We start from the raw sequence: 25,848 nt of genomic DNA, 5'->3' as shown, positions 1-25,848 counted from the left end.
AGGAATAACTGCCGTTGCCGATCAAGGCATAAGTCTTTGTTGTCCCGAGCGACGCGGCGCACGAGCGGGATGACGACCGCGGCCGCTGGCGAGTTCGTTCAGTAGCCTCCGCAGCCCGTCCCCGCCCGGCGAAGACGGGCGCTTGACGGGTGCAGTCCCAGGTTGATAATGCTGGCGATTGACAAAGCGCATTGCAACTGGGCCTCCTGGGCTGCGCGAGCACTCGGTCGCGCGGGGGCCAGGCCACCGCGCCGCCGTCTTCTTTCGGTCCCCCAAACAGACGAAGGTCACCCCATGCCAAGAAAGCCCATGGTCTTGATGGCCGCCGCCCTGCTGCTGGGCAGCGCCGCCGCCGCCACCAGCGCCGCACCGATCACCCGGATCGTGGCGTTCGGTGACTCCAACGTCGATATCGGTAGCGCCTTCACGATCAACCCGGCGACCGTCCCGGCACCCAATGTCAACGGCCGTTTCTCCAATGGCCCGTTGACCATGGAATACGTCGCCACCGACCTCGGCGTGCCGCTGACCAACTACGGTGTTGCCGGCGCCTGGAGCGGCACCGACAACAACTTTCGCATCGTCGGTACCACCCCGCCCGACCTCGCGAATACCGGCGTCTTGAGGCAGCTCGACACCTGGGAGGCCAGCCTCGCCGGCGGTACCGCCGACCCGAACGCCTTGTTCGTCTATTGGGCCGGATCGAATGATCTGTTCGAGTGGTCCGGCATCAATCTGACGTTGCAGGAGCGCATCGACGGGGTGAAGGCCAATCTCACGACCGCGATGCAGCGGCTCGATGCCGGCGGGGCGCAGCGTATCCTGGTCGGGACCAGGACCCCGCGGGACCTGCTCGACAACGCGAACGACCAACGCGGCCAGGCGCTGAATGCCGAGCTCCGGACATTGATCCCGCTGCTCGACGCGACCTACGGGGCGCGCATCGAACTGTTCGACGCCGGTGGCGCGATGCAAACGCAATTGCGTCCGGCCGCTTTGGCGCAGTAGAGCGCCTGGTCCGCGCAGCGCAGCAGCGCGTCCAGTTCCCCCGGTACGCCGGGGAACGACGCGATACCGACGCTGATCGTCAGCGTCGGCGCAGCCTGCGGATCTTCACCGGGGCCGGCCGCGAGCGCGGCGCGCAGCCGCTCGACAACCTCGCGGGCCGACACCGGGCCGGTCTGAGGCAGCAGCAGCGCGAACTCGTCGCCGCCGACGCGTGCGAACAGGTCGGTCTCGCGCAGGCTCGCCTGGTACGCCCGCGCCATGGTGACCAGGGCCTGGTCGCCCGCCGCGTGCCCGGCGACGTCGTTGATCTCCTTGAAGTGATCGAGGTCGATCATCGCGATGGAGCAGTCGTATCCGTAGCGCAGTGAGCGCGCCAGCTCCTGCGCCGCCTGCTCCATGAACAGACGACGGTTCGGCAGGCCGGTGAGTTCATCGGTCGTCGCCTGGTGTTGCAGCAGATCCTGCAGGCGCTTGCGCTCGACGGTGTCCCAGGCCAGGTCCGCGAGTGCAGCGACGACGCCCTGGTCCCGGACGGTGTAGTTGCGCGGCTTGTTGCCGACGCCGAGGATGGCGACGATGCGGCCGTCGCGCAGTACGGGGGCGGTGAGTTGCCGGACGATGGTGACGTGTCCGGGCGGCAGGCCCCGGCGTTGCGGCAGACTGGCGTAGTCGTTGTGAATGATCGGGCGGCCTTGGCGCACGCAGTCGACCCAGACCCCCGCCTGATCGAGCGGGTAGTGCTGGCCCTCACCCACGGCCTGGCACATGTTCTGGATGGTGTTGGTGGACCAGGTTTGCAGTGAGATCGTCCGCTGGTCCGCATCGATGAAATGATAGAAGCCGATCGTGCTGCCGGTGAGCGCTTCAACTTCGTCCAGCGTGGCGCGCAGCAGTTCGGTGAGCCCGTGCGACGGGGCCAGTGCGATCAGCCGCAGGCGTGCCGCAAGGATCGCCTGATTGCTTTTCCGCTCACGGACCTCGCGCTGCAACTGGCGATTGGTCGCACGCAACGCGGCGGTGCGCTCCTCGACCAGCGCGGCCAGGTGGCGACGGTGTTCGCGCAACTCGCACTCCGAGGCCAGCCGCGTCGCGGCGGTGCCGACCATCCCGGCCACCGCCAGATAGACGTTCAGGCACTCGTTCGACGGCGGTTCGCCGCCGCGATGCCCGACCGCGAGCACGGCGGTGACCCGCGACTCCTGGGTGATCGGCAGACACATGACGGTGCCGGGGTCGGGGTCGGTGCGGACATAGAACCCGAGAAAGCCGCTGTCGAGCGTCTCGGCGATGCAGTGGCGCAGTGCCGGCCCCGGCTGGGGAGGCGGCTGGGCGGACGGGTGGGGGTCGGGCCCGACCGCCGTCGGCACCACGGACCAATCGGCGGCGAAGACCGGCTCGGTGAAGGCCCAGGCGTGCAGCCAGATCGCGCCGGCGTCGTCCAGCGCCCCGACGGCGCACCAGTCGGCATCCAGCAGGCTGATGACGGCGCGGCTCGCCTCGCCCCAGACGTCCTGCGCCACGGTCAGCCCGGTCAGATACTGGGCGACCTCGATCACCCGCAGCGCCGGATGGGCCGCGCTCATCGTGACCGGCCCGTCAGCGGGCGCAGATAGAGCTGGTCCAGAAACCGGTCGTCGAAGTCCGGCTCGCGCGCCAGATTGATCACGCGCGCCTGGGCCCGGATCGCCGTCAGCCGCGCACCGGGTTCCGGCGCGAGCAGCAGCGCGCGGGCGCCGGCCAGCGCGGTGTTGCCGCAGAGTTCGACCCGCGCGGGCGGGATCGCCGGCAGCAGCCCGATCGCCTGGGCGTTGGCGATGTCGAGACCACTCCCAAAGGTGCCACCGACGCAGACCCGCCCGAGCGACGCGACCTCGAGGCCGGCGTGTTCGAGCAGCAGCGCGACACCGGCCCCGATGGCCGCCTTCGCCGCCTGAAACAGGTCCACGTCCGCACCGCTCAAGCGCACGCCATGCCCCCCGGCCGCCAGGGCAAAGCCCGTCGGGGGTACGGTCGCGGGTACCTCAGGGGCGAAACGCCCGCGTTCGGTGAGCTGCCCCGCCCGTCGCAGCCCGGCGATCAGGTCCACCAGGCCGGTGCCGCACAGGCCGTGCGGCGGGCCGCCACCGATGACATGCCAGACCGGGCGTTCGTCGCGGAACACCAGCCGGTCGATGGCGCCGGGCTCGGCCGGCAGACCGCAGCCCAGGCCACTCCCCTCGAACGCCGGGCCGCCAGCCGCCGAGGTGGCCCACAGGGTCGTACCGTCCCACAGCGCAAGCTCGGAGTTGGTGCCGAAGTCGATCAGCAGGCCCGGGTCGGCCGCGTCGGTCAGCCCGGTCGCGATTAACCCAGCCAACAGATCGGAGCCGATGAGCCCGGCCAGCGGCGCCACCAGGTCGATCCGGGCCGCGGCGTCGATGCCCCAGGCCAGCGCCCAGGCCGCAAGGTCCGTCGGGTGGCAGGTGAGCGGCTGCGACCAACTGCGCGGATCGATCAGGCGCGCGATCCGATCCCCCGTCAACAGGGCCAGCATGCTCGGATTGGCGACCACCGTCACCGCGGCGATGTCCGCGGTCTGCGCGCGGGCGCGGATCGCCAGCCCGCTGATGGCCAGACCGATCGCCTCGACCACCGCCTGGGACATCTGCCCGGCCTGCGCCGACGACTCGATGGCGGCCATCAGCCGGGTCAGGATGTCCTGACCGAACAGTGCTTGCGGGTTCGGACCGCGACAACCGGCGCGCCAGTGGCCGGTAGCCAGGTCGAACAGCGACAGGGAGAGCGTGGTCGTGCCCAGATCCACGGCGACCCCGAGCCGACCGGCCGAAGCCGCACGAGTCCGCGCCGAATCGGTCGCTGCCGGGTGGGCCGCCGGCAAAGGAACCCACGGTGGCGCGGTCTCGTCGTGGCGCAGCCAGCGCCAGGCCGGGCGTGCGGCGGTGGCCAGTACCTCGACCTCGAGATTGCCACGCGGGACGACCTGGCACGCGAGCCGCACCCCCGCGGCAAGCTGCGCGTCGTCCAGATGCAGTGCCTCGAGTGGTGCCGGCGCGTCGGCGCTCCCGGCGATGACCCGCACCAGGCAGAGCCCACAGCCGCCGAGGCCGTTGCAACCGCAGCGGATCGGGACCTCGGCCGCGACGAGCAGCCGGAACAGCGCCGGGCCTGGTGAAAAGGCGAAGCGCTGCACCTCGCCCTTCGTGTGGACGGCCAGGGTCGCCATCGTGTCAGCCCACGCGGCGCGCGGCCATGACCATCGCCGTGATGTTCTCGGGTCGGGCCTCGGGGGGGATCTCGCACCCCGACGACAGGATGAACCCGCCGCGCGCGGCGAACAGGTCCAACAACCGGGCCGAGGCGCCGGCGATGTCGGCCGGGGTGTCGCAGACGAACGCGAGCGGCTTCAGGTTGCCGTCCAGGCAGGTGTGCGGCAACGCGCGCAGCGCGCGCTCGGGGTCAACCGCGTAGTCGATATTGGCGATATCCACGCCCACCAACGGATAAAAGGGCAGGATCGACTCCGCCGCGCCCGCCGTGTGCAACCAATTGAGCGGCGCGCCCGCGGCCTTGAAGGCACCGAAGAGGCGGGCCAGGCGCGGCAGCAGGAACTCGCGGTAGAACTGCGGTGGCAGCAGTTCCGGTGACGCGGACGGGTCGAATACCAGCGGCAGGTGGACGCCGGCCTGGATTTGGGCGACGCCGAAGCGCATCGCGACCTCGGTCGCAAAGTCGAGCAGCCGGCCGAACTGCTCCGGTTCGTCGATCGCGAGATAAATGGCCGCCTCGAACCCAAGCAACTGCGATGCCAGGGTCATCGGCCCGAGCACGCAGCCGACGACCAGCACCTCGTCGCCGACCGCGTCGCGCAGCAGGCGTGCCGCCTGCAACAGCTCCGGCATACGCCCCGCGTGCGCGGGGTCCGGCGTCGCGAGCCGCGCGAAATCGAGTCGGTCGGGCCTGAGCGGGTAGGTCTCGATGCTGGGATAGCGCTCCGCCGGCCAGCGCAGGCGCGCGCCCAGCGCCTCGGCCTCGACGGTCACGTCCATCAGCGCGAATACCGCATCGTAGCCGTAGTGGGCGAGCGCCGCCAGTTGGCAGCGGGCGAGCAGCGCCCCGTCGCGCACGTAGTCGCCGACGGCCACCCCCGCGAGCACCCCGGCGTGACCAAACACCTGGGCCACCACCGGGACCCGGTCCGGGGTGCCGAACGCGGCGGCGGCAGCGATGCGCTCGAGGCTGTTCATGGCCTGCATCCCTCAGCGACCGACGCCGGGTGCGGCCGCCCGCAGATAATGCAGGCCGTCGAAGGCGGTCTGGGCGACGAAATCGACGTTCAGGCTGGCCGCGGAGACCTGCTTCAGCGCCGCGCCGCCGGTCATCACTTGCACCGCGGAGAGCCCCGCGGTATCGAGCATGCCCCGCACCCGGCGCACCTGCGGGACCACGGTGGAGATCAGGCCGCTGATGCCGACCATGATCGCGTCCTCCCGACCGACTGTCTCGATGACGTGGTCCAGCAGGCAGTCCTTGCCGCAGTCCACGACGCGGTAGCCCTCGACGGTCAGGATCATCCGGACGATGTTCTTGCCGAGGTCATGGACGTCCCCTTCCAGCGCGGCGAGCACGACGGTGCCCTGCGTCGGCACCAACGGCGCCTCCGCCGGGAACAGCGCCTTCATCACCGCGGTCACGGCGCGCCCGCACAGCATGATCTCGAGCAGATTGAACTGCTGCAGCGTACACTTCGCGTTCAGGTGCCCCATGGCAGCCTCGATGCCATCCGCGATGATGCGGCCGTTGTCGATACCCGCCGCGCGCAACGCCAGCGCCGCGCCGACCGCCTCGGCCTGATCACCGTCGAGCAGCGCCATCACCAGTCGGCGCATGGTCTCCTCGGGGCGGTTGTCGGCCATCGGCACGGTCTCGGCGGTGAGGAATCGCGACCGGGGCCGCCGCGATCAGTGGCATCAATGGTAGCAGATGCAAGGCTTCTTGCCAGGCACGTTCACGCCGCGCGACGCCGCTCAGGCGGTCGCGGCCAGTTGCGCGAGCACGCCCTCCCAAGCGGGGCGGGAAATTACCACCTGATCCTGATCCGCAAGCGAGTTGACGTCATTGCCCTCGGCCCAGATGGTGCGGCGCACCAGCGCCAGGCAATCGGAAGAGGTGGCCTGCGGCTTGAGGTACCAAGCGGTCGAGCGCGGCAAGGACGCCCAGTGCTCACGCAGCCGATGCACCATCAAGCAGACGATGGAAAACAGCGCCAGCAACGCCGGCGTGGTGCGGGCGATGGCCTTGGCGGCCCACTGGCGTTGGGTCTCGACCCCCAGGTGGGGCATCCGTGGGTACGTCCGGTGTCTTGGTCGACTTCGGAACAGACACTATTGATGGTCCGCCTGCCTTCCCCTGCCTGTCCTCGCGCGCCACGGCCACTGGCGGGTACCGGCTGGCCGCGACGATCGGCCGCCGCAACCCCCTGCTCAGCACAGGCTTCGGCACCGCCGTGGCGTCACGCGCGGGGCCGTCGCCCAACTGCAAAAATGACCAAAGTCGAGTTCCCATCATCGGTTATAAACGCTCCCGCGAACGTACCTCGCTGCTGCGCCGCCACTCCTGGTAGGCATCGCAACTGAGTTCCTCTGGGCTCGCAAGGAGTTGTTCGCGCAAGTCGACAAAGAACTGTGCTTCTACCATACGGCTCTTGAACCCTTCTTTTTTGTAATATTTGTGGATGAGGGGATTGAGGTCCCCTAGTCGCTCGACGAACGCGGTGCGATGTGCTTCCTGATCTTGCGGTTCTAATTCAAGGAAACGCTCACGCACCCGCCGCTCCCGGTACCGGTTCCACTCGCTGGCCAGCTCATCGGGTGCCTGCTGCCGTCGTTCGCGGCCGCAAGCCTGCGCCGCCTCATTTTGAGGTTTCTTGGGACGGTAATCCTCCTCGATCGCCCGGATTAGATAGGCGCAAAGGTTCTTGACCTTGCCCGCCTCGTGCTCCCGTTCGACGTGTGCGCAATTCTCGCGTATCCGCTCTTCATCATAGGTTTCCACAAGCATTCGCGCCTTGCTTTCGGCCACGCCCTTTTCGACCAGCGTCGCCACGAGAAGATCCGGCGGACGCGGGTCCTCGATCGTACTTTCCGCCGCCCCCTCCAACACCATCAGACCGGCAAGCGGCATCTGCATCGCCGTCCGCTCCACCATAAACAACAGATCCGCAACCGCGCGACCTTTTTTTATTCCCTGATAGCCTACCGATATATCAGAGTTCTTATTGATTTCGAGCACACAGGGTTTGAGAACGTCGTTATTGAGGTGCTTGTAGATCCCGTCGAACTGAAGCACATACCGCACGGTGTCGAGCGGTACCTGCACCCTGTGCGTCTTGGGGCTTCCGGCGCGGCACACCTCGTCCAGTAGAAATTCATACAGCGCAAGCGAGTACTTGCTCGAGAATTGTGTTTGCACCAAAAGCTGGATCTTTGCGAACAATGTCGGATTCTTGACCTTCTCGACTAGAAGTGGATTAAGAACATAGCGCAGTTGACCCCCGGACAGCTCGGCCCCGGCAAGAAAGGTGCAGATACCCCAGTCAGTCGTGCGATCCTTCTTGAGCGTATTCCAGATGATCGGGTTGGTGGTCAGCTTCTCTAACGCGTCCTTAATGACATCCATATTCTTACTTCGCTCGAGGCCGATGAGCGACATCAAGAGTCCCACCGACATACTGTTCGAGTTTCTCGTAAAGCGGTTTTTCTGCGAATGCCAGATGATCGCGTTGAATACTTTCCGTTCGATCAACGAGAGCCTGTTGCCCACATGGATGGTCGCGGTGGGCTTGAGGAGTTGCTCGGTGTTGGTAGCGAGATCGCGCATCGTCGGTCGTCGGTCGTCGGTCGTCCAGCTTGCCTGAAGGGTATCCCAGAAGGTCGACGGCAAACAGCTATTTTTCGACCCGACCCCCCAAATCTCCGACCTTTGATCTCCTAAGGAAGCGATCGTCAACTCTAGTGGAGTCGGGTTGAACCCCACCCCGCCCCCAAATCTTCGACCGCTGACCCAAATCTTCGACCTTTACGCCCCAAAACTTCGACTGTTCGCCCAAATCTCCGACCTTTAGAGATCGGCAGGTGATATTTTTCTAATATAATTTCCGTTAGTTATCTAAACAAAAAAGCTTCAAAGCCGTTGCTGCCCAAATTTCCGACCTTTCAGATCCTTTGTAAACAATGTCTTACGCTCAATTCCCCAAATCTTCGACCGTTCGACCCCAAATCTTCGACTTTTCGAGCAATTTTTAATATATTTAACATTGACTTATGGAACATCTTAACTGTTGTTAAAGAACATATGTCAACAACAAGGCCCAAATCTCCGACCGTTCGGCCGCAGGTAGTCAGTTCCGTCTGTTGTTGTTTTTTTTCGTAACTACTCAGGTCCCCGGAGACTGCCTCGCATGTTTCGCTTGAACACAGCGCAACTCCAGTCAGGCCAGGGGCTCCCGGACCTGATCGGGCTCGCACGGTACGGGCACCGTGGGCGGCGGCGCGTGCCTGAACCGCGCAAGGGTTACCAGCAGGGGGGCGAGATCGGCGTCCAAGGCAGCGATGCGCGCCTCGATGTCGGCCCGCGGCGCCCGTGCACCGAGGGCCGTTTCAAGCTCCTGCGCCCGCAGGCACACGGCCAAGGCCCCGAGGGTAGCGGCGGCGCCTTTTAGGGCGTGCGCCAACCGCTGCGCCTCGTCGAGCGCACCGATCGCCAGGTGCCGACGCAGTGCAACCAGGTCGTCGGCGTGGCCCTGCGCGAACAGGGTCAAGAATCGCACGTAACTCGTCAGTTTGCCGCGCGCGTAGCGCAACCCGACCTCCAGGTCGATTCCGGCGATGCCGTCTAAGGTTTGTCGTAAAGTCACTTCGTCGGACTGCGCAGCCGGTGCGGTCACGTCGGCCAGTCCCGGCGCGGCAGGTCGCGGCAGCCAGCGCAACAGGACCGCATAGAGCTGTTCGGGTTCCACCGGTTTGCCGATGTGGTCGTCCATGCCGGCGTCCAGGCAGCGCTGCCGGTCCTCTGCAAAGGCATTGGCGGTCATGGCCAAAATAGGCAAGTGGGCATGTCCCGGCTGCGCGCGGATGCGGCGGGTCGCCTCCAACCCGTCCATCTCCGGCATTTGCACGTCCATCAGCACCAGCGCGTACTCCCTCGCCAGGGCGCGCTCGACCGCCTCGTGACCCGTTGCGACCAAGTCCACGACCAGACCCAGGCCGCTCAAGATCTCGCACGCCACCTCCTGATTGACCGGGTCGTCCTCCGCCAGGAGCAGGCGCATACCCCGGTAATCGCGCGCCAGGATCAACTCCGGGGGCTCCGCCCCTGGCCCCATCCCGGCGCACGCCGGCGCGGCCTCCGGCACCGCGACCCGGGTCAGCCGGGCCGTCGACCAGAAGGTGCTGCCCTGGCCCGGGATACTCGTCACGCCCACGCCACCACCCATCAGATTCGCCAGGCGGCGGCAGATGATCAGCCCCAAACCCGTACCGCCGAAGCGTCGGGTGGTCGAGTCGTCGGCCTGGGCGAACGCCTCGAACAACCGCGCCTGTTGATCCGCCGTCAGTCCGATCCCCTGATCCTCCACCTCCAGACGCAGCAGCAGGGTCTCCCCCTGATCCTCCGCCACCCGGATACGCACCTGGACCCGACCCCGCTCGGCGAACTTGATGGCATTGCCAATGAAGTTCAGCAAGATCTGTCCCAGGCGCAGGGGGTCACCGCGCACCGCCGCAGGGACCGCGGAGTCGATGTCCCGCTCGATCGTCAGGCCCTTGGCGAGCGCCCGTTCACCCAGGATACCGAGTGTATGATCGACCACCTCAGCCAGGACGAACGGGATCTCCTCCAGGCTCAGTTGCTCGGCCTCGATCTTGGACAGGTCCAGAATGTCGTTGATGATGCACAGGAGGTGCTGACTTGCCTCACCGACCTTGGCCAGTTGTGCGATGGACTGCGGGTCGGTGAGCCGCTTGCGCAACAGATAGGTCAGGCCGACGATGGCGTTGATGGGGGTGCGGATCTCGTGGCTCATATTGGCCAGGAAGGCACTCTTGGCACGCGTGGCCGCCTCGGCCTGGTCGCGGGCCTCCACCAATTCTGCGGTGCGCTGCGCGACCACTTGTTCGAGGTGCTGCCGATAGCCTTCGAGATCCGCCTCCAGCCGTTTGCGCTCGCCGATGTCGCGGATCAGTCCCACCGCCTGCCGGTGGCCGTTCACGTCCATGGAGGACAGCGACAGCTCGATGGGAAACTCCTGACCGTCCCGGCGCAGCGCCACCAACTCGAGGGTGCGGCCGATGGCCTCACCCTCACCGGTCTGACGAAAACGCGGCCAGGCGTGTCGATAGGCGCCGCGAAAGCGCTGCGGTACCAGGGTCTCGTGTAGGTTACGGCCGAGGATTTCCTCTCGCGTGTAGCCGAACATCCGCTCGGCGGCCGGGTTCCATTCGATGACGCGGCCCTCGTCGTCCATAAGGATAAAGGCGTCGTGCATGCTCTGCGTCGCCATCCGATAGCACTCTTCACTCGCGCGCAGTGACTGTTCCGAGTTACGCAGATTGGCCTTTTGTTCGGCATCCGCCAGGGCCCGCGTGACCGCCGCCGGCAAGCGGGAGAGCCGATCCTTCAGCAGATAGTCGCTGGCACCCTGGTGCAGGGCCGCCACCGCCAGGTCCTCACCCATGGCGCCGCTGACGAAGATAAACGGCAGCTCGGGGTCCCGCGCCCGGACCAGGGCCAGTGCACGCCCGCCGTCGAAGTCCGGCAGGTGATAGTCCGCCAGGACCAGGTCCGGGCGGAAGGTCTCCAGCGTCGCGACGAAGTCCGCCTCGTGCTCGACCCGTCGCGACTCGAAGTCGATCCCGGCCTTGCGCAGACTGCGCTCGTTGAGCTCAGCATCGGCCGGATTGTCTTCCAGCAGCAGGACGCGCAATGGGCCGTTCACGACGGCAATCGGATATCGGGCGGCACGCGATTGATCAGCACCCAGTACATACCGAGATCGGCCACCACCCGGGCGAACTCGTCGAACGCGACCGGCTTCGCGACGAAGCTGTTCACCCCGAGCTTGTAGGTGGAGACCAGGTCGCGCTCCTCCTTCGACGAGGTGAGCACGACCACCGGCAGATCGTGGGTCTGCGGGTTGGCGCGGATCTGCGTCAGCACCTCGATGCCGTCGACCTTGGGCAGGCGCAGATCGAGCAGAACCACGCGTGGCAGGCCATTCGGCCCCGCGTATTGGCCGCGATGGAACAGATAATCCAGTGCGGCCTCGCCGTCCTTGACCCAGATGACCCGGTTGGCCAGGTTGTGTTTCTTCAGTGCACGCAGCGCCAGCTCAGCATCGTTGGGGTTGTCCTCCACCAGCAGGATATCGACCACCGAATCGGTCATGTTCATGATTCACTCCTTCCCGGACAGGGCCTGATCCGGTCTGACCGGAAGCCCAAAGCGGAACCTGGCCCCGACATTGACGGCACCCTCGGCCGCCACCTGTCCGCCGTGTTTTTGGACGAAGCGCTTGACGATGGCCAGGCCGACGCCGGTGCCGGCGAATTCGTCCATACCGTGGAGCCGCTGGAACAGGCCGAACAGCTTGCCCCGGTAGTCCGCATTGAAGCCCGCCCCGTTGTCCTTGACCTCAAACCAGATCAGGTCATTCTGGCGTTCCGCGCTGACCTCGATGCGCGCCGGGTCGCGGTGGCAGCTGAACTTCAGGGCGTTGTCGAGCAGATTCTGCCAGATTTGCTCCAAGGCGCGCCGATCGGCACAGACCGACGGCAGGTCGGCCCGATGGAACTCGACCGGCCGCCCGGCACGCTGCTGCGCCAGCCCGGCCCAGACCGCGTCGACCAGGCCATTCATATCCAGCTGCGCCAGTTCCAGGTCCATCCGCCCGGCACGGGACAGGGCCAGGATGTCGTCGATCAATTGGGCCATCTTGCGGGCGTTGTCGCTGACCACGCCGAACAGACGCAGCCCTTCTGCATCCAGTTGGGGCGCATAGTCTTCGCGCAGGATGGCGCTGAAACCGTCGATGGCGCGCAGCGGCGCGCGCAGGTCGTGCGAGACCGAGTAGCTGAAACTCTCCAGGTCCGCGTTGGCGGTTTCCAGCTCCTGGGTCCGGCATGCCACGTCGGCTTCAAGGCGAATCCGATAGGCACTGCGTTCCGCCTCCAACTGCTTGCGCACCGCGATGTCCTCGACCAGAAAGATGAAATGCAGCGCCTCGCCGTCGGTGCCCCGCACCAGCGAGATGGTCCGGTTGATCCAGACCAGCGAGCGATCCTTGCGGACATAGCGCCGCTCCACCGAATCGACCGGCCGCTCCCCCGCCAGGAGCTTGTGCATCGCCGCGGTATCGGACTCAAGGTCGTCCGGATGCTCGATGTCCTGGAGGGCGATGCGCGGCAATTCCGCGATGGGGTAGCCGAGGATCTCGCACAGCTTGTGGTTGACACGCAGCCAGCGCCCATCGACGCCGACATGGGCGATCCCGATGGCGGCCTGCTCGAAGGTGACGCGATTGACCTCCTCGCTGGCGAACAGGGCCGCGGTGGCCTGCTGGGTCGCCAAGGCCTGATCCAACTCCTGTTGGAGGATGCGCGTGCGCCAGTGACTCGACTTGGCGCGCCACCAGAACCAGTTCACCCCACCCGTTCCGCCCAAGAGCAACAACGTGACCAGCACCACCCACAGCGCCCATTGCCGCAGCGGGGCATCGACCTCGCGTGTGTCCTGCTTGGCGACCAGGACCCAGGGTGTCCCCGGGACCCGGGCGGCGTAGCCGAGTACCGGGTCGCCGGCATAGTCGCGGGAGCCGCGCTGGATGCCGGACTCGCCAAGCAGAGCGCGGGCCGAGAGCAGTCCCGGCTGCTCGATCGGGACCCGGATGGTCATCGGCGGCGCCTTGCGCGTGACGATGTTCAGGATGCTCTCGCCCTCGGGTCTGGCCAACACGGTCTCGCCGGTCTGGGAGGGCAGCGGCCAGTGCAACAGCAACGGGAAGACTTGCCGCTGTGCGGGCGCGCCCAGATAGACGGCGCCGACGATTTCGGTGCCCTGTGCCGCGATGCGTTTGATGGGTCCGACCATGCCGATGCGGATCGGTTGACCCGGCTGCCGGTGAAAGTCAACCAGTTGGGGTTGGTCCTGCCGCATTGCCGCGCTGGCCTGCGGCCCGAATTCCGCCTGGGAGGCAATCCCTTCGCTACGAATGCGTTCATTGCCCGCGGCATCGAAGAGCGCAATCGTGTCATAGCCCACATTGCGTTTCATTGCGGCGAGACGCGCCTGAATCTCCGCCAGTGCCGCATCATCCTGTCCGTGCTGGCTCAACCAGCGATCGAAATCGCTCGCCAATTGCGAGTCCGACCCGAACAAGGCGACGTCCACGGTGCGCTCACCCAACCAGGTATGGAGCTGGCCGATCTTCAGCTCGGCCACCGCCTGCAAGGCGGCCTCGACGCTGGCCTGGCGCTCGGCGCGCAGGCCATGGAAGACGGCCAGTGCGACCAGCAGCAACAAGGCCGCGGTGACCAGAAAAACGGTCAGCGGCAGGGTCGGTCGGGTCTCGGGCTCGGGGACGGTCATGGGGGGGTCCGGTCGGCGGTTCCCGTCAGTTTAACCGTTCTGGCGCACGGCGTTTCCGTCGGCCTTTTTGGTTGCCGCATCCTGCTGGTTGAATCACGAGGTAATCCGCATCAGTTCGTCAATCTGCGGGGCCGCCGTCAACAGCGTGAATCGTCCCTGCTTCCAATGGGTGATGAGGTGGGCCGGGGGCGAGGATTCAACCAACAAGGCGCTGACCAGGCCCTTGGTATCCAGCACGACGCGCATGGCTCAGCGTGCAGTCTTGGCGGCGCGGGCCAAGGTCTCCCGCGTCTCGTTGCGCAGCGAAGGTTACCGCTCAATACTTGACCGAGCACCCATAAGGCCGGGTCACCGCATTGGCCAGGGGCCGGCCGGCGTCAAGGTCCGTGAGCGCCGCCCGGACGTAGTTGCGGGCGCCGGGGATGTCGGCCGGATCGGAACTCGGGCGGTCGTCGATGGCGCCCATGTAGACCAGGGTGCCGGCCGGGTCGATGACAAAGAGATGCGGGGTGGTCTTGGCCCCGTAGGTCCGGCCCATGGTCCCCGTGGGGTCGAGGAGCACGGCGCTCGGTGCCGCCTTGCGCTCGGCCGTCAACTGGTCCGCCGCGGCCGCCGTCACATGGCCCTGGTTGCCCGGGGCCGAGGAGATCACCGTGAGCCACACCTTGCCGGCCGCGGTCGCCTCGCGCTGGAGCGCCTGCATGTTGCCGCCCCCATAGTGCTTGCGCACGTAAGGACAGCCGTCGTTGGTCCATTCCAGGATGACCGTCTTGCCCTTCAGATCGGCCAGGTTCCAGGTCTTGCCGGCCGTGTCCGCGATGGCAAAGGGCGGCGCCGGCTGCCCGACCTGGGGTGCCTGGGGGGCACCCCAGGCGAGCCCCCAGGTTACGAGTGCCCCGAGCAGGGCGAGCATCACCGGCACCAGGGGGCGGGGCTTGCGTACGGGTTGGTCAGTGTGGGGCATGGGACTCTCCTGGGACTTGATGGGGATCGATCGGCTGGGGTCTATCTGGGGGCGCCGTCGGCGCTCCCCAGGGCCGCGAAGACGATGGCGGGGGTCAGGATCTGGGGCAGCACCCGCGGCTCGCCGCCCGCGGGATAGTAGACATAGAGCGGCACCCCGGTGCGTCCGAAACCGGCCAGATAGTCGCCGATCTGCGGGTCGCGGCCGGTCCAGTCGCCCTTCAGATAGAGCAGATCCGCGGCCCGGAAGGCGGCGGCGACGCCCGCTGCACTCAGCGCCACCCGCTCGTTGACCAGACAGGTGATGCACCAGGCGGCGGTCATGTTGACGAACACCGGCCGTCCCTGGGCCCGGGCCTGGGCGAGGCGCTCGGGCGCATAGGGCTGCGCCGCCAGTCCCGCCTGGGGCGCCGCCGCAGCGCCCGACTGCTGCGGTGCCATGGAGTCCGCGGTCGCGAAACCGAGCCACAGGGCCATTGCCAACCCGGCAAGGGCCGCCCCCTCCCCGGCCCGCCGCCAACTGCGCCCGGCCATGGCGGTACGCTCGCGCGCCCAGAGCCCGAAGCTCGCGGCCAGCATCCCGGCGAGCACCAGGGCCAGGCCCGCCGGCCCGGTCTGCACACTCAACACCCAGAGCAACCAGGCGGCGGTGGCGAACATGGGAAAGGCCAGGAGCTGTTTCAGGTGCTCCATCCAGGCCCCCGGCCGCGGCAGTCGGCGGGCCAGGCCCGGGGTGAGCGAGAGGGCCAGGAAGGGGGCGGCCAGTCCGAGCCCCAAGGCGAGCAGGATGGCCAGCGCCAGTGGCCAGGCCAGGGTCAGCGCATAGCCCAAAGCGGCGCCCATGAAGGGCGCGGTACAGGGCGCCGCCACCAGGGCCGCCAGGGCGCCGGTCCCGAAGGCGCCCGCGATCCCGCCCCCCACCTCACCCCCGGCCAGGCCCATCAGCCGGCCGCCCAGGGTCACGGCACCCGCGAGCGACAGACCCAACACCAGAAAGACATAGGCCATGATGGCCACGAAGGGCGGGTACTGGAGCTGGAAGCCCCAGCCGATGGCGGTACCCCCCGCCCGCACGGCGAGCAGGACCGCGGTCAGCGCGGCGAAGAAGACCAAGACCCCGGCCGTGTAGGCGAGCCCATGGGCGCCGCGCTCCCGGGCGCTCAACCCCCCCTGCCCCGCCAGACTTAAGGCCTTGATGGCCAGCACCGGGAAGACGCAGGGCATCAGGTTCAAGATCAGTCCGCCCAGGAAGGCAAGCCCCAAGGCGAGCGGCAGGCCCAGGGCCGGCGCGCTCGGCGCGGTGATCCCAGGGGGCGTCTGGGTCGGCAGGGGCCGCGTCGCGTCCACCTCGAAGGAGCGGATGGCCCCGCCGGCCCCAGTCAGCGTCAGGAGTCCGCCGGGGTCCGCCGTGCCGGCCGTCTCGCCCGGGGTCAGGTCGATTTCCAGCCGGTCCGCGGTCAACCGCCAGGGCTGCTCCGCCGCGGGCTCGATCAGCCCCCAGGACCAGGGAAAGAAGCGCACGGCGGTCGGCGCCTCGCCCAGCCCGGCGCGCGGCAGCGACAGCCGCAGCCCGCCCGGGGTCGGCGTCAGGGTCGCACCGCCGCGCGTCCCCGCGGGGAGTCCGGCGCGCGCCTGTGCGAAGGCCTCCCGTGCTGGCGGGTCGCTCGGACCGGCCGCGGCGGCGGTGTTCAGGGTCAGTTCCAGGACCGCGGACTCCGGGACACAGTGCTCCTCGCACACCAGCCAGTGGGCGTGTGCCCGCACCGGGATCGGTTCCCCGACCGGCCAGTGCGCCGGGATCGAGAGGCGCACCGGGTGCAGGGCGCGGCCCGAGTAGCCGAAGTTGGCCAGCGGACCGACCCGGATCAGCGCGGGGGCCGGGAACTGGAGCGCCCCGGCGCTGACCCCCGGCGGCAGCGTCCAGTCGATCCGCGGGGCCTCGCCGGAATCCCCCGGGTTGCGCCAATAGGTGTGCCAGCCGGGCCGGATGGTCAGGGACAGCAGCAGTTCCAGGGGCTGCCCGGGCACCGCGGGATTGTGCTCCGCCAGCAAGTCTGCGGTCACATTCTCAGTGCTGACCGGGTTGCCCCAGGCCAGCAGCGGCGCGAGCAGCAGGGCTGGCCAGGCCATTGCCCATGCGGCCAGCGAGCAGCCGCAACGCAAGGCGTCACGCCGGACCGAGCGGAGCACGGCGCCACCAGGCGCCCTTGGTCTGAACAGGTGCATTAATGTCCGACCCATCGCCAAGATGATTCCCGTTCTATCAAACTTACAAATTCATGCGCAAACATGAATAAAGTTGACTTCCTGCTTCACGGGGGCCGGTTTCACGCGGACCTTGCGGCCCGCGCCAGCGCCTTCCCCTCCACAAGCAGACACCGCGGAACTCGCGGCGTACTTGGCGAGGTTAATCGCCGCATTCAGGTCCCGGTCGTGGTGAGAACCACAGGCCGCGCAGTCCCAGTGCCGCACGGACATCGGCAGAGAATCGATTTTGTGCCCGCATCCCGAGCATGTTTTGCTGCTGGGATACCAGCGGTCGGCCAGCATTACGACACCGCCACGCATGGCGGTTTTGTATTCCAACTGACGCCGGAACTCAAAAAAGCTCATGTCCGAGACGGCGCGCGCCAGGTGCCGATTTTGCACCATGCCACTGACATTCAGGTCTTCGATACCGATGGTATGGAAGCGCCGCGCCAGATCGGAGGTGAGTTTGTGCATCGCGTCCTGGCGCACGTTGGCGATGCGCGCATGAAGGCGTGCCAGCTTGGCTTTGGCTTTGCGCCAGTTGCGAGAGAATTTCACCTTGCGCGAGAGGCTTCGGTTGAGCCGCTCCATGCGTTTCAATTCCGCCTTGTGGGCCTTGGGGCCGATGACTTGCTCACCGTTGGAAAGGGTCGCCAGGGTCGTGACACCGAGATCCACACCCACCACGCCTTGGTTTTCGGCGGGACGGATGAGGGTCTGATCGGTGTCCATGACGACGGCGACAAACCAGCGGTCAGCTGTGCGAGAAATCGTTGCCGACAGAACTTTGCCGGGGAAACGCAACGTCTCGCGTATCCGCACCCAGCCCAGATAGGGGAGGCGGATACGCGAACCGTCGAGGACGAATTGCCCATTATCCAAGGCGAAGCTATCGTTAAGACCTTTCTTGTGGAAACACGGGTGCTTGGCGTGACCGGCAAAGAAGTTCTTGAAGGCCGTGCCCAACTGCATGATGGCTTGTTGCGGGGCGCACTTGGTAACTTCGAGCATCCAGGGAAATTGCTCGCGCTTGATCTCGTTGAGCTGTCTGCGCAAGGCGCCTTCGTTGGGTTGAGCTAACAGCGGGTTAAGAAGATGGGCCTGGTACTGCACCTGCCACTCGGCCAGTGCCCAATTGTAGGCAAAGCGCGCGGTTCCTGCCGCCTTTGCAAAGTAGGTGCGCTGGGTGTTGTTAGGGTCGAGGGCGATCTTGTGCGACAGGATCATGGTTGCGAATCCGATACGGCCTGTTTGATGTCATCGAACAGCTTTTTATTCTTGTGCGAACGACTGCCATATAAGCGGGCGGAAAAGACAGTGATGATTTCAAGCACGTCGGTCGCTAGATCCTCCTCAAATGTGGTGTCCTGGCCTTGGTTGAGAATGACAACCTCTACTTGTTTAGCCTCACAGATGGCAAAGACCAATTCAGCGCCGAAGCGTAGCAGGCGATCCTTATGAGTAATCACGAGGCGTCCGATGTCGCCCGCAATCATGTCACGCAGCAACTGCTTCAGGCCCTTCTTGTGATAGTTCATGCCGGAACCCAGGTCGGCAACGACACCGAACGTCCATCCTTGTTTCGCACAGTACAGTTCAAGAACTTGCTTTTGGCGTTCAAGGTCTGCGGATTGATCATGCGACGAAACACGGGCATAGGCGACGGTGCGTCGCGTTGGCGAATCGAGGCTGAACTTGTCGGGCAGCAGCGCCGACAGGTCGTAGCGGCGCTGTCCGCCGGGGGTGCGCTCGGCCGTGATCTTGCCACTGGTCTCCCAGCGGCGCACGGTCGCGGGCGAAACCCCAAGAGCTTTCGCCGCCTCGCCTATCCTTACTTTGTACACTTTTTGCTCATGTTTGGCAAAAATGTACAATTTTAATCGCAACAGTTCAAGCCCCTGCCGAAATTGCTGTTCTGCGACCAAAACGTTTACCCTACCGTCGGCTGAGGGTGACGGGCCGCCGCAGCGAGACGGCGCGACCCGAAGGCGGCGCTGCGCGCTGCGGCATCCATGAGTCAGGAGCCCCGGAGATGATGTACAGCCTACCGAGATTTCAATGGACATCCTGATCGACATCATTCTCAAGGCCGGCCGGACCGCGGTCGATCTTTCCCTGTTCGTCCTGCTGCCGGTGATGGTGGTCATGCTGTCCTTGATGCGCCTCCTGGAGGCGCGCGGGGCGCTGGACTGGCTCGTCGCCCGGCTGACGCCGGCGCTGCGCCCCTTCGGACTCACCGGGCTCGGCGTCTTTGCCGCCCTGCAGATCAATTTTGTCAGCTTCGCCGCCCCGCTGGCGACCCTGACCATGATGGAGCAGCGCGGCACCTCGGACCGCCACCTGGCCGCCACCCTGGCCATGGTCTTCGCCATGGCGCAGGCCAATGTCGTGTTCCCGATGCTGACGATGGGCCTCGCGTTCGGCCCCACCTTGGTCTTTTCGCTGCTGGGCGGCCTGACCGCGGCGGCGGCGACCTATTATCTCTTCGGCCGGCGGCTGTCGTGCGCCGAGGCGACGCTGGACGAAACCCTGCATCACCCCGTCGCCGACAACGCCAAGGGAGTGCTCGACGTCATCAACCGCGCCGGCGCCGAGGCGTTCAAGATCGCCATCGGTGCCATCCCCATGCTGGTGCTGTCGCTGGTCGCGGTCACTGCCCTGAAGCGCTTCGGCGTCATCGACCTGATCACCGCGGCCTTGGCACCGCTCCTGGGGCCGGCCGGGATCGACCCGGTACTGGTCCTGCCCAGCCTGACCAAATACCTGGCCGGCGGCACGGCGATGATGGGGGTCGTGGACGACCTGCGCCGCGCCGGCCAGCTCAGCGTCGAACTCCTGAACGCCAGCGCCGACTTTCTGATTTCGCCCTTGGACCTGGTCGGCGTCGCCGTGCTGATCGCGGCCGGTCGCCGGGTCGCCGCGGTCTGGAAGCCGGCGGCCCTGGGCGCCTGCATTGGGATCGCGCTGCGCACCCTCGGCCATCTCACCTGGACCTGAGGGGCGGGGCCTCGCACCCAGGCCATTTCCCAGCGAGCGCCGTTGCTTCCACACAGGGTCAGCGCAGCATCATCGTTCCGACGATGGCCAGACCCCGTATCCGCCCGTCGCACATGATGTCGTACCCCCATTCGCAATGGCGCGCGGTGTCTTCAAGCGCCTTCGCACCTGGGCACTTGACCAGGCCCGGTCAGGACGCGAGCAGCGCCGGAGGCGCAGCGCCGAGCCGAAGGACTGGGATACTGGGGGTTTTCAGCAACTCCCGGCGCACCCACCTAGGCAGCTTAGGACCTTCACTTTAGAGATAGTTCACCGATGCGGCCAGTCTCCGTCGTCGTCCCGACCCGGGGCCTGGGCATGGCGCTGCGCGAGCGCTGCGCTCGGACCGCCGCGTGTCTTCCCGGTGCGCAGATCATTGTCTGCGAGCCCGACGACCTGGTTGCGCGCGCGGCGCCGCCGCTGCCTGAGGGCTGGCAACTGGTCAGGGCACCGCGCGGTCGTGGGACCCAGTGCAACGGCGGGGCCCGCGCCGCCGCGGGCGAGCTGCTGATGTTCCTGCACGACGACACGGACCTGCCCCGCGATGCCGCGATGGTCCTCGCGGCCGCCTTTCGCGACCCCGGCATCGGGATGGCCTGCTTCCGGCTCGCCTTCGACCGGCGCCACTGGCTGCTCAATGCCTATGCCTGGGGCTCGCGTTTCGAGTCGCGGCTGACGACCTTCGGCGATCAGGCCATGACCATCCGGCGCGACCTCTTCGATGCCGTCGGCGGCTTCCCCGACTGGCCGCTGTTCGAGGACGTGGAACTGGCCCGCCGCGTGCGCCAGTGCAGCCACCAGTGCAGCCGCATCGCCAAGCTGCCGAGCGCGGTGACCACCTCGGCCAGCCGCTTTCTGGCCAACGGGCCGGCGCGACAGCAGTTGGCCAACGGCCTCTTGCTCGCGCGCTTCCTGCTTGGCGCCCCGCCCGCGCGCCTCGCGGCCATCTATGAACGGCAACGCGGCGCGCTCCCGCGGGGTGATGCGGCATGACGCTCGACCTGTGGGTCGGCCTCGCCGTCTTGGCGGGGCTCTTTGTGGCCGAGGGTGTCCAGCCCTATTACCAGGCCCGCGACCGGCGCTATGTCCATGGCGCCCGCAATCTTGCTCTGGCCATCGCCAGCGGCGTGGTCGGTGCGGCGCTGGCACCGCTCCTGCTTTGGGCCTTGCGTCTCGGCAGCGAGCAGGGTTGGGGGCTGTGCGCGCGCCTCGACCCCGGCGGGCTCGGCGGCGCCCTGATCAGCTTGCTGCTCTTTGATCTCTGGATGTATACCTGGCACCGCGCCAATCACCGGATACCCTTCCTGTGGCGCTTCCACCGTGTTCATCACACGGACCCCGCCATGGACTGCACCACAGCGCTGCGCTTTCATCCCGGCGAGATCCTGCTGTCGGGCCTGGCGAACCTGCCCGTGATCGTCGCCCTCGGCATGAGCCTTGAGACCTTCGTATTCTACAAGGCCGTCATGGTCGCCGTGATCCTCTTGCATCACAGCAATCTGGCCGTGCCGGTGCACATCGAGCGGGGGCTGCGGCGGCTCATCGTCCCGCCCTCCATGCACCGCGTGCACCACTCGGCGATCCGGATCGAGACGGATTCCAATTACGGCACCATCTTCTCCTTCTGGGACCGGCTATTCGGATCGCTGCGGTTGCGCGAGGACACCCAGGCGATCCGTTTCGGCATCGGCCGCTTCGCGGGCGACGCCTGGCAGCGTCCGCTGCGGCTGCTTGCCATCCCCTTTTTGGCGGAGTTGCCGCCGGGACCGCCGCCTGGGACCAGGGCCGCACCGGCCCTGTGCATCGACGCCCAGCGCCTGCAGGCCTGCCGCGACCTGGATGAGCTGATGGGACTCGTGCGCACTATCGGTCGCGCGCAGTCGGCCCGCGCATAACCAGTGAAACCTCCATACCAGTTGAGCCAGGCCAATCGATCATGCATGCCACACTCCCGCGCTTGCGCGACAGCGACTTTCCCGCGCTCCGTCGCGGCGACCTCAAGACCCTGCAGGCCAATCTGGGCTACCGCTGCAATCTGTCCTGTCTGCATTGCCATGTCGCGGCGGGGCCGAACCGCACCGAGCGCATGGACCGGGACACCATCGACACCATCCTGGCGGTACTGGCACGCGGCGGCATCGAGACCCTGGATCTCACCGGCGGCGCGCCCGAGCTGCACCCGGACTTTCGCGACCTCGTGACCAGGGCACGCGCCCTGGGGGTGCGCGTCATCGACCGCTGCAATCTCACCATCCTCGCTGAACCCGGCCAGGAGGACCTGGCGGAATTCCTGGCCGCCGCGGGCGTCGAGATCATCGCCTCGCTGCCCGGCTACCTGCGCGACGAGGTCGAGGCGCAGCGCGGCAAGGGGGTGTTCGACGCCAGCATCGCCGGCCTGCGACGGCTCAACGCCCTGGGTTACGGCAGCAGCGATTCCTTGCTGGTGCTGAGCCTGGTCTACAACCCCCAGGGCCCGGTGCTGCCGCCCGCACAGACGGGCCTGGAGACGGCCTATCGGGCGCGGCTGGCCGAGGAATACGGCATCCGGTTCGACCGCCTCTATACCCTGGCCAATATGCCGATCCAGCGCTTCGGCAGCACCCTGATCTCCACGGGCCGGTTCGACGCCTATCTGCAACTGCTGAAATCAGCCCATCGCGCCGATAACCTGGGCTCGGTCATGTGCCGCGACCTGATCAGCATCGACTGGCGGGGTTTCGTCTACGACTGCGACTTCAATCAGATGCTCGACCTCCCGCTCCACGTCGGCACCCGCTCACGCCTGCACCTGCGCGACCTTGATGTGGCGCGCCTGCCGGGGCTGCCGATCCAGGTGGCGGACCACTGCTATGGCTGCACCGCCGGACAGGGATCGAGTTGCTCGGGCGCGCTGGCCGGCTGAGTCATGCCAGCCCAGCGGCAAGGTCAGCGCCAGACCCCGGCGCACGGTTGCGCACTGGACGCCCGCATCCTCGTCTTCGGGCGCGCACCCGTGGCCGGCGCGGCCAAGACCCGCCTCATCCCCGCGCTGGGTGCGCAGGGTGCGGCCCGCCTGCATCGGCGGCTGCTGGAGGACACCGTCGGACGGCTCTGCGCCGCGGGGCTGGCAAGGGTCGAGCTGTGGGTCACTCCCGATGCAGATCACCCCTGTTTCGTTGGGCTGGCAGCGCGCTGGCCGCTCGACCTCCATGTCCAGGAGGGCCAGGACCTGGGCATGCGCCTGGCGCACGCCGCCCGCGCGGCCCTGACGCGCGCCGCGGCCGTCATCCTGGTCGGCAGCGACTGCCCCGAGCTCTCGCCGGACTATCTCGGCGCGGCGCTCACCGCACTGGGGCAGCAAGACGCCGTCCTGGGCCCGGCACTGGACGGCGGCTATGTCCTGCTGGGTTTGCGCCGCGTCGATGACTCGCTCTTCGAGCGGATGCCCTGGGGCAGCGACCGGGTCGCCGAGCTCACGGGACAGCGGCTCGACGCACTCGGCTGGCGCTGGTCCCGTCTGGAGTGCCTGCGTGATATCGACCGTCCCGAGGATCTGGTCTCTCTGCCCGCGGCGCTCGGCCTGCCCCCGCCTGCTTAGCCAAGCGCCCGCGGAGCCATCCGTGCCCGACATCCGGCCTTGATCATCGTTCCGACCACCCCGGGTCGGAGTCCAAGGCTTCAGCCTTGGATGTACAAGACCAAGGCTGAAGCCTTGGACTCCAGAAGGCGGCCACCGGCCGGAACAATGATCAAGGCCCGGCATCCCGGCTTATCCTGGTTGAAACTGGCCGATCGCCGAACGCCGACAAGTTCCGCAAGCAGCACGGCCACGTTATCCGCTTGTCGTGTATTATTGTCCGATTCCTCTGCGAACGTCGATGCGGTCGCCGCGACAGCAGCATCGTCCATGAACCTGACCATTGCCCTGGAGTGCTGTATCCATGCCCGAGCGCCTGCGCAGGGTTGTCGGCATCCTGCTGATTCTCAGCGCCATCGGCGTCGCTGCCTGGCAGTCGCTGCTGGTTTCCTGCGCATCCCCCGCCGCGGCCGCCAACGCGCGTGCCCCTGTCGTTGCCCCGGGCTAAAAGAGCCACGCCATGCCGCGCCTGTTGCTGCTCGCTGCTGTCGCCCTGATCACCGCCGCCCTGTTGAGGCTGCTGTGGAAACGGGTGCGCAACCACGGATGGGCACCCCGCTTCGGCGCCACCCGGCCGTCATCCGTCGCGGGACTGCTGCTGTTCCTGGTACCGCTCCCGCTTCCGGTTGCCGCCGCGGTGTCATTGGCGCGGGGACAACTGGCGCCGTTCCTCGGCAACGCCATCGCCTACGCCCTATTCTTGGGCGGCGCACTGCTGGTGCGGCGCGGACTGTTGCGCGCCGGGGGGCTCGCCGGCGGGCAGTGGCCGGTCAAGACGCTGGGCAGCGCGCTCATCGGCCTCGCCACCGGCACGACCGCCTGGCTCGGGGTCGGTCACCCCCCCGCCATTGCCGCCGCCTTCGCACTCGTCGCCCTGCTCGGCTGCTATCTCACCTACGGCTTCGACCTGCACACCGGCAGAGACTTGCACACCGGCATCGGCGAACAAGCGCTGACCATGCTGGCACAAGCCGAGCGCGCGCTCGCCGCCATCGAGCAGGCCAGCCGCGACATCCGTCAGCCCGAGTTGGGCACGCGGCTGCGGCGCATCATCGCACTTGCGCGAGCGATCCTCGACCGACTGGAGGAAGACCCGCGTGAGCTGCGCCGGGCGCGCAAATTCCTCAACATCTATCTCGACGGGGTCCAGAACGTCGTCGAGGACTATGCGAAAACCCACAATCGAATCAGCGCGCCGGAGCTCGATGAACGTTTCCGCCACGCGCTGATCACGGTCGAGGACGTCTTCCGGGAACAGCAGCAGACGTTGTTGGAAAGCGACGTGGAGCAACTTGACGTAAAAATCGAGGTGCTGACCCAACAGCTCAAACGCGAAGGGATCATTTGATGGAGCAGACGCGGCTGGCGGCCCGTCGGTACCGCGGCGGGGAGGCACCGCGCAGGCGGCGCACGCGACGGCTCAGCGAGCGGGGCTGGTGAAGTCTACAACGGAGAATGCCCGATGCTGACGCTTTATTCTTTCCCGTCGCTGTTCGGTGTGGCCGATAACAATCCCTATGGGCTGAAGGTTTACGCATTCCTGCGGCTGGCCGGACTGCCATTCGAGCAGGCACACATCTTCGACTCATCGCCGGCGCCGCGCGGCCAACTCCCCTACATCGTCGATGACGGCGAGGCGGTTGGAGACAGCGAAACCATCATCGCCCATCTCATCCGCACGCATGGCCTGACCATCGATGCCGCGCTCACCCGCTCGCAGCGCAACATGAACCTGCTGATTACCCGCATGCTGGATGATCTTTACTGGGTTATGTCGTATTCACGCTGGCAGGACGAGCGATACTGGCCCGCCTTCAGCTCGGCACTGAAACGCGAACACCCGAGCCTGACCGACGAAGATCTGCTCAAGGCCAAGGAATTCAACCGCCAGCGCTACTACTTTCAGGGCATCGGCCGTTACGAACCCGATGACGCGATAGCGCGCGGACTTGCCGACCTGGGGGTGCTCGGCGATCTTATTCCGACCCATGGCTACGTACATGGCGACACGCCCACCAGCATCGACGCCAACATCTATGGATTCATTGCCAACATCCATTTCTACGAAATCGCGACACCCTTAAAGCGATTCGTCGATGAGCATGAAACTCTCGTCCGCCACTGCCGTGACATCCATGCGGTCGTAGGCGTCCCCAGAATTGATTGCCTGGGCGACAGAGCCGCCATTTAGGGGTTGACCCAACACGTGTGCCATCAGCCGCCACGTCGGGGCACCGTAGAATTCGGGCATTCCATACGCTATGGCGGTTGCGCAAACGAACCTCTGCGTAACGCGGGGAGCCGGCGCCTCCCGCGCAACGCCCGGCATGGACAGT

The 25,848-nt window shown here is 66.7% G+C and carries 24 protein-coding genes; 9 read left to right on the top strand and 15 right to left on the bottom strand.

Annotated features, from left to right (window positions below):
• The first annotated feature begins 294 nt into the window (after positions 1-294).
• The gene (locus THSYN_RS29500) at positions 295-1,008 is read left to right on the top strand and encodes an SGNH/GDSL hydrolase family protein (protein WP_157818024.1); all 714 of its coding nucleotides are present in this window, start codon (positions 295-297) and stop codon (positions 1,006-1,008) included.
• On the opposite strand, the gene THSYN_RS29495 is transcribed toward THSYN_RS29500, so the two are convergent.
• From THSYN_RS29495 to THSYN_RS29435, 14 genes are all read right to left on the bottom strand, one after another.
• A complete protein-coding gene (locus tag THSYN_RS29495) occupies positions 930-2,591 on the bottom strand; it encodes a sensor domain-containing diguanylate cyclase (RefSeq protein WP_100922686.1) in 1,662 nt (553 codons plus the stop codon). The genes THSYN_RS29500 and THSYN_RS29495 overlap by 79 nt on opposite strands.
• The gene (locus THSYN_RS29490) at positions 2,588-4,231 is read right to left on the bottom strand and encodes an ASKHA domain-containing protein (protein WP_100922685.1); all 1,644 of its coding nucleotides are present in this window, start codon (positions 4,229-4,231) and stop codon (positions 2,588-2,590) included. Before THSYN_RS29490 ends, THSYN_RS29495 begins: the two co-directional genes overlap by 4 nt.
• A 4-nt stretch (positions 4,232-4,235) precedes the next feature.
• On the bottom strand, positions 4,236-5,252 hold the full coding sequence (locus tag THSYN_RS29485) for a uroporphyrinogen decarboxylase family protein (protein ID WP_100922684.1): 1,017 nt from the start codon (positions 5,250-5,252) through the stop codon (positions 4,236-4,238).
• 12 nt (positions 5,253-5,264) lie between these two features.
• Positions 5,265-5,921 (bottom strand): cobalamin B12-binding domain-containing protein, encoded by a 657-nt coding sequence (locus THSYN_RS29480; protein WP_172965401.1) that lies wholly within the window; start codon positions 5,919-5,921, stop codon positions 5,265-5,267.
• 111 nt (positions 5,922-6,032) lie between these two features.
• A complete protein-coding gene (locus THSYN_RS29475) occupies positions 6,033-6,347 on the bottom strand; it encodes a hypothetical protein (RefSeq protein WP_100922683.1) in 315 nt (104 codons plus the stop codon).
• Between the two features lie 229 nt (positions 6,348-6,576).
• Entirely contained in the window at positions 6,577-7,947 is a 1,371-nt protein-coding gene (locus THSYN_RS29470) for a replication initiation protein (protein ID WP_100922682.1), read from the bottom strand.
• 547 nt (positions 7,948-8,494) lie between these two features.
• Positions 8,495-10,999: a hybrid sensor histidine kinase/response regulator gene (locus tag THSYN_RS29465; protein ID WP_100922681.1), complete on the bottom strand. Its 2,505-nt coding sequence runs from the start codon at positions 10,997-10,999 to the stop codon at positions 8,495-8,497.
• Positions 10,996-11,454 (bottom strand): response regulator, encoded by a 459-nt coding sequence (locus THSYN_RS29460; protein ID WP_100922680.1) that lies wholly within the window; start codon positions 11,452-11,454, stop codon positions 10,996-10,998. The genes THSYN_RS29465 and THSYN_RS29460 overlap by 4 nt, the downstream gene beginning before the upstream one ends.
• A gap of 3 nt (positions 11,455-11,457) precedes the next feature.
• The gene (locus THSYN_RS36405) at positions 11,458-13,647 is read right to left on the bottom strand and encodes an ATP-binding protein (RefSeq protein WP_100922679.1); all 2,190 of its coding nucleotides are present in this window, start codon (positions 13,645-13,647) and stop codon (positions 11,458-11,460) included.
• Between the two features lie 93 nt (positions 13,648-13,740).
• Entirely contained in the window at positions 13,741-13,893 is a 153-nt protein-coding gene (locus tag THSYN_RS34470) for a PIN domain-containing protein (protein WP_157818023.1), read from the bottom strand.
• 70 nt (positions 13,894-13,963) lie between these two features.
• Positions 13,964-14,611 (bottom strand): thioredoxin family protein, encoded by a 648-nt coding sequence (locus tag THSYN_RS29450; RefSeq protein WP_418219958.1) that lies wholly within the window; start codon positions 14,609-14,611, stop codon positions 13,964-13,966.
• A 41-nt stretch (positions 14,612-14,652) separates the two neighbouring features.
• Positions 14,653-16,740: a protein-disulfide reductase DsbD family protein gene (locus THSYN_RS29445; RefSeq protein ID WP_100922678.1), complete on the bottom strand. Its 2,088-nt coding sequence runs from the start codon at positions 16,738-16,740 to the stop codon at positions 14,653-14,655.
• Positions 16,741-16,887: 147 nt separating this feature from the next.
• The gene (locus THSYN_RS29440) at positions 16,888-18,087 is read right to left on the bottom strand and encodes an RNA-guided endonuclease InsQ/TnpB family protein (RefSeq protein WP_100922677.1); all 1,200 of its coding nucleotides are present in this window, start codon (positions 18,085-18,087) and stop codon (positions 16,888-16,890) included.
• Positions 18,084-18,704: an IS607 family transposase gene (locus THSYN_RS29435; RefSeq protein ID WP_100922955.1), complete on the bottom strand. Its 621-nt coding sequence runs from the start codon at positions 18,702-18,704 to the stop codon at positions 18,084-18,086. Before THSYN_RS29435 ends, THSYN_RS29440 begins: the two co-directional genes overlap by 4 nt.
• Before the next feature lie 214 nt (positions 18,705-18,918).
• On the opposite strand from THSYN_RS29435, the gene THSYN_RS29430 reads away from it, so the two are divergent.
• The 5 genes from THSYN_RS29430 to THSYN_RS29410 all read left to right on the top strand — a co-directional run bounded on the left by THSYN_RS29430 (position 18,919) and on the right by THSYN_RS29410 (position 23,473).
• Positions 18,919-19,857 (top strand): nucleoside recognition family protein, encoded by a 939-nt coding sequence (locus tag THSYN_RS29430; RefSeq protein WP_100922676.1) that lies wholly within the window; start codon positions 18,919-18,921, stop codon positions 19,855-19,857.
• Positions 19,858-20,172: 315 nt separating this feature from the next.
• Positions 20,173-20,889, top strand: a complete 717-nt coding sequence (locus THSYN_RS29425; RefSeq protein WP_236849026.1) for a TIGR04283 family arsenosugar biosynthesis glycosyltransferase — start codon at positions 20,173-20,175, stop codon at positions 20,887-20,889.
• The gene (locus THSYN_RS29420) at positions 20,886-21,791 is read left to right on the top strand and encodes a sterol desaturase family protein (protein ID WP_100922675.1); all 906 of its coding nucleotides are present in this window, start codon (positions 20,886-20,888) and stop codon (positions 21,789-21,791) included. The genes THSYN_RS29425 and THSYN_RS29420 overlap by 4 nt, the downstream gene beginning before the upstream one ends.
• 41 nt (positions 21,792-21,832) lie before the next feature.
• The gene (gene arsS, locus THSYN_RS29415; RefSeq protein WP_100922674.1) at positions 21,833-22,798 is read left to right on the top strand and encodes an arsenosugar biosynthesis radical SAM (seleno)protein ArsS; all 966 of its coding nucleotides are present in this window, start codon (positions 21,833-21,835) and stop codon (positions 22,796-22,798) included.
• A gap of 3 nt (positions 22,799-22,801) precedes the next feature.
• On the top strand, positions 22,802-23,473 hold the full coding sequence (locus tag THSYN_RS29410) for a TIGR04282 family arsenosugar biosynthesis glycosyltransferase (RefSeq protein WP_100922673.1): 672 nt from the start codon (positions 22,802-22,804) through the stop codon (positions 23,471-23,473).
• An 80-nt stretch (positions 23,474-23,553) separates the two neighbouring features.
• On the opposite strand, the gene THSYN_RS29405 is transcribed toward THSYN_RS29410, so the two are convergent.
• The gene (locus tag THSYN_RS29405) at positions 23,554-23,784 is read right to left on the bottom strand and encodes a hypothetical protein (RefSeq protein WP_157818022.1); all 231 of its coding nucleotides are present in this window, start codon (positions 23,782-23,784) and stop codon (positions 23,554-23,556) included.
• Between the two features lie 32 nt (positions 23,785-23,816).
• On the opposite strand from THSYN_RS29405, the gene THSYN_RS35055 reads away from it, so the two are divergent.
• From THSYN_RS35055 to THSYN_RS29395, 3 genes are all read left to right on the top strand, one after another.
• Positions 23,817-23,960 carry a hypothetical protein gene (locus tag THSYN_RS35055; RefSeq protein WP_172965400.1) on the top strand — a complete coding sequence of 48 codons (144 nt, stop codon included), beginning with the start codon at positions 23,817-23,819 and terminating at the stop codon, positions 23,958-23,960.
• 12 nt (positions 23,961-23,972) lie between these two features.
• Complete coding sequence (locus THSYN_RS29400) at positions 23,973-24,860, top strand: 5-bromo-4-chloroindolyl phosphate hydrolysis family protein (protein WP_100922671.1); 888 nt, start codon at positions 23,973-23,975, stop codon at positions 24,858-24,860.
• Positions 24,861-24,974: 114 nt separating this feature from the next.
• Positions 24,975-25,703: a glutathione S-transferase C-terminal domain-containing protein gene (locus THSYN_RS29395; protein ID WP_100922670.1), complete on the top strand. Its 729-nt coding sequence runs from the start codon at positions 24,975-24,977 to the stop codon at positions 25,701-25,703.
• Positions 25,704-25,848 lie beyond the last annotated feature (145 nt).

This window comes from Candidatus Thiodictyon syntrophicum, from assembly GCF_002813775.1.
GTDB lineage: Bacteria > Pseudomonadota > Gammaproteobacteria > Chromatiales > Chromatiaceae > Thiodictyon > Thiodictyon syntrophicum.
Note: the sequence above shows the minus strand (reverse complement) of the source record. Positions and strands in the feature narration are given on the sequence as shown.

What these genes read in the sequence shown, in the direction of transcription:
- THSYN_RS29440 (WP_100922677.1), bottom strand. Translation starts at nt 18,087, where the DNA reads ATGATCCTGTCGCACAAGATCGCCCTCGACCCTAACAACACCCAGCGC.
- THSYN_RS36405 (WP_100922679.1), bottom strand. Translation starts at nt 13,647, where the DNA reads ATGACCGTCCCCGAGCCCGAGACCCGACCGACCCTGCCGCTGACCGTT.
- THSYN_RS29395 (WP_100922670.1), top strand. Translation starts at nt 24,975, where the DNA reads ATGCTGACGCTTTATTCTTTCCCGTCGCTGTTCGGTGTGGCCGATAAC.
- THSYN_RS34470 (WP_157818023.1), bottom strand. Translation starts at nt 13,893, where the DNA reads ATGCGCGTCGTGCTGGATACCAAGGGCCTGGTCAGCGCCTTGTTGGTT.
- THSYN_RS29405 (WP_157818022.1), bottom strand. Translation starts at nt 23,784, where the DNA reads ATGGACGATGCTGCTGTCGCGGCGACCGCATCGACGTTCGCAGAGGAA.
- THSYN_RS29460 (WP_100922680.1), bottom strand. Translation starts at nt 11,454, where the DNA reads ATGAACATGACCGATTCGGTGGTCGATATCCTGCTGGTGGAGGACAAC.
- arsS (WP_100922674.1), top strand. Translation starts at nt 21,833, where the DNA reads ATGCATGCCACACTCCCGCGCTTGCGCGACAGCGACTTTCCCGCGCTC.
- THSYN_RS29400 (WP_100922671.1), top strand. Translation starts at nt 23,973, where the DNA reads ATGCCGCGCCTGTTGCTGCTCGCTGCTGTCGCCCTGATCACCGCCGCC.
- THSYN_RS29500 (WP_157818024.1), top strand. Translation starts at nt 295, where the DNA reads ATGCCAAGAAAGCCCATGGTCTTGATGGCCGCCGCCCTGCTGCTGGGC.
- THSYN_RS29430 (WP_100922676.1), top strand. Translation starts at nt 18,919, where the DNA reads ATGGACATCCTGATCGACATCATTCTCAAGGCCGGCCGGACCGCGGTC.
- THSYN_RS29425 (WP_236849026.1), top strand. Translation starts at nt 20,173, where the DNA reads ATGCGGCCAGTCTCCGTCGTCGTCCCGACCCGGGGCCTGGGCATGGCG.
- THSYN_RS35055 (WP_172965400.1), top strand. Translation starts at nt 23,817, where the DNA reads ATGCCCGAGCGCCTGCGCAGGGTTGTCGGCATCCTGCTGATTCTCAGC.
- THSYN_RS29480 (WP_172965401.1), bottom strand. Translation starts at nt 5,921, where the DNA reads ATGGCCGACAACCGCCCCGAGGAGACCATGCGCCGACTGGTGATGGCG.
- THSYN_RS29450 (WP_418219958.1), bottom strand. Translation starts at nt 14,611, where the DNA reads ATGCCCCACACTGACCAACCCGTACGCAAGCCCCGCCCCCTGGTGCCG.
- THSYN_RS29475 (WP_100922683.1), bottom strand. Translation starts at nt 6,347, where the DNA reads ATGCCCCACCTGGGGGTCGAGACCCAACGCCAGTGGGCCGCCAAGGCC.
- THSYN_RS29485 (WP_100922684.1), bottom strand. Translation starts at nt 5,252, where the DNA reads ATGAACAGCCTCGAGCGCATCGCTGCCGCCGCCGCGTTCGGCACCCCG.
- THSYN_RS29490 (WP_100922685.1), bottom strand. Translation starts at nt 4,231, where the DNA reads ATGGCGACCCTGGCCGTCCACACGAAGGGCGAGGTGCAGCGCTTCGCC.
- THSYN_RS29445 (WP_100922678.1), bottom strand. Translation starts at nt 16,740, where the DNA reads ATGGCCTGGCCAGCCCTGCTGCTCGCGCCGCTGCTGGCCTGGGGCAAC.
- THSYN_RS29410 (WP_100922673.1), top strand. Translation starts at nt 22,802, where the DNA reads ATGCCAGCCCAGCGGCAAGGTCAGCGCCAGACCCCGGCGCACGGTTGC.
- THSYN_RS29495 (WP_100922686.1), bottom strand. Translation starts at nt 2,591, where the DNA reads ATGAGCGCGGCCCATCCGGCGCTGCGGGTGATCGAGGTCGCCCAGTAT.
- THSYN_RS29420 (WP_100922675.1), top strand. Translation starts at nt 20,886, where the DNA reads ATGACGCTCGACCTGTGGGTCGGCCTCGCCGTCTTGGCGGGGCTCTTT.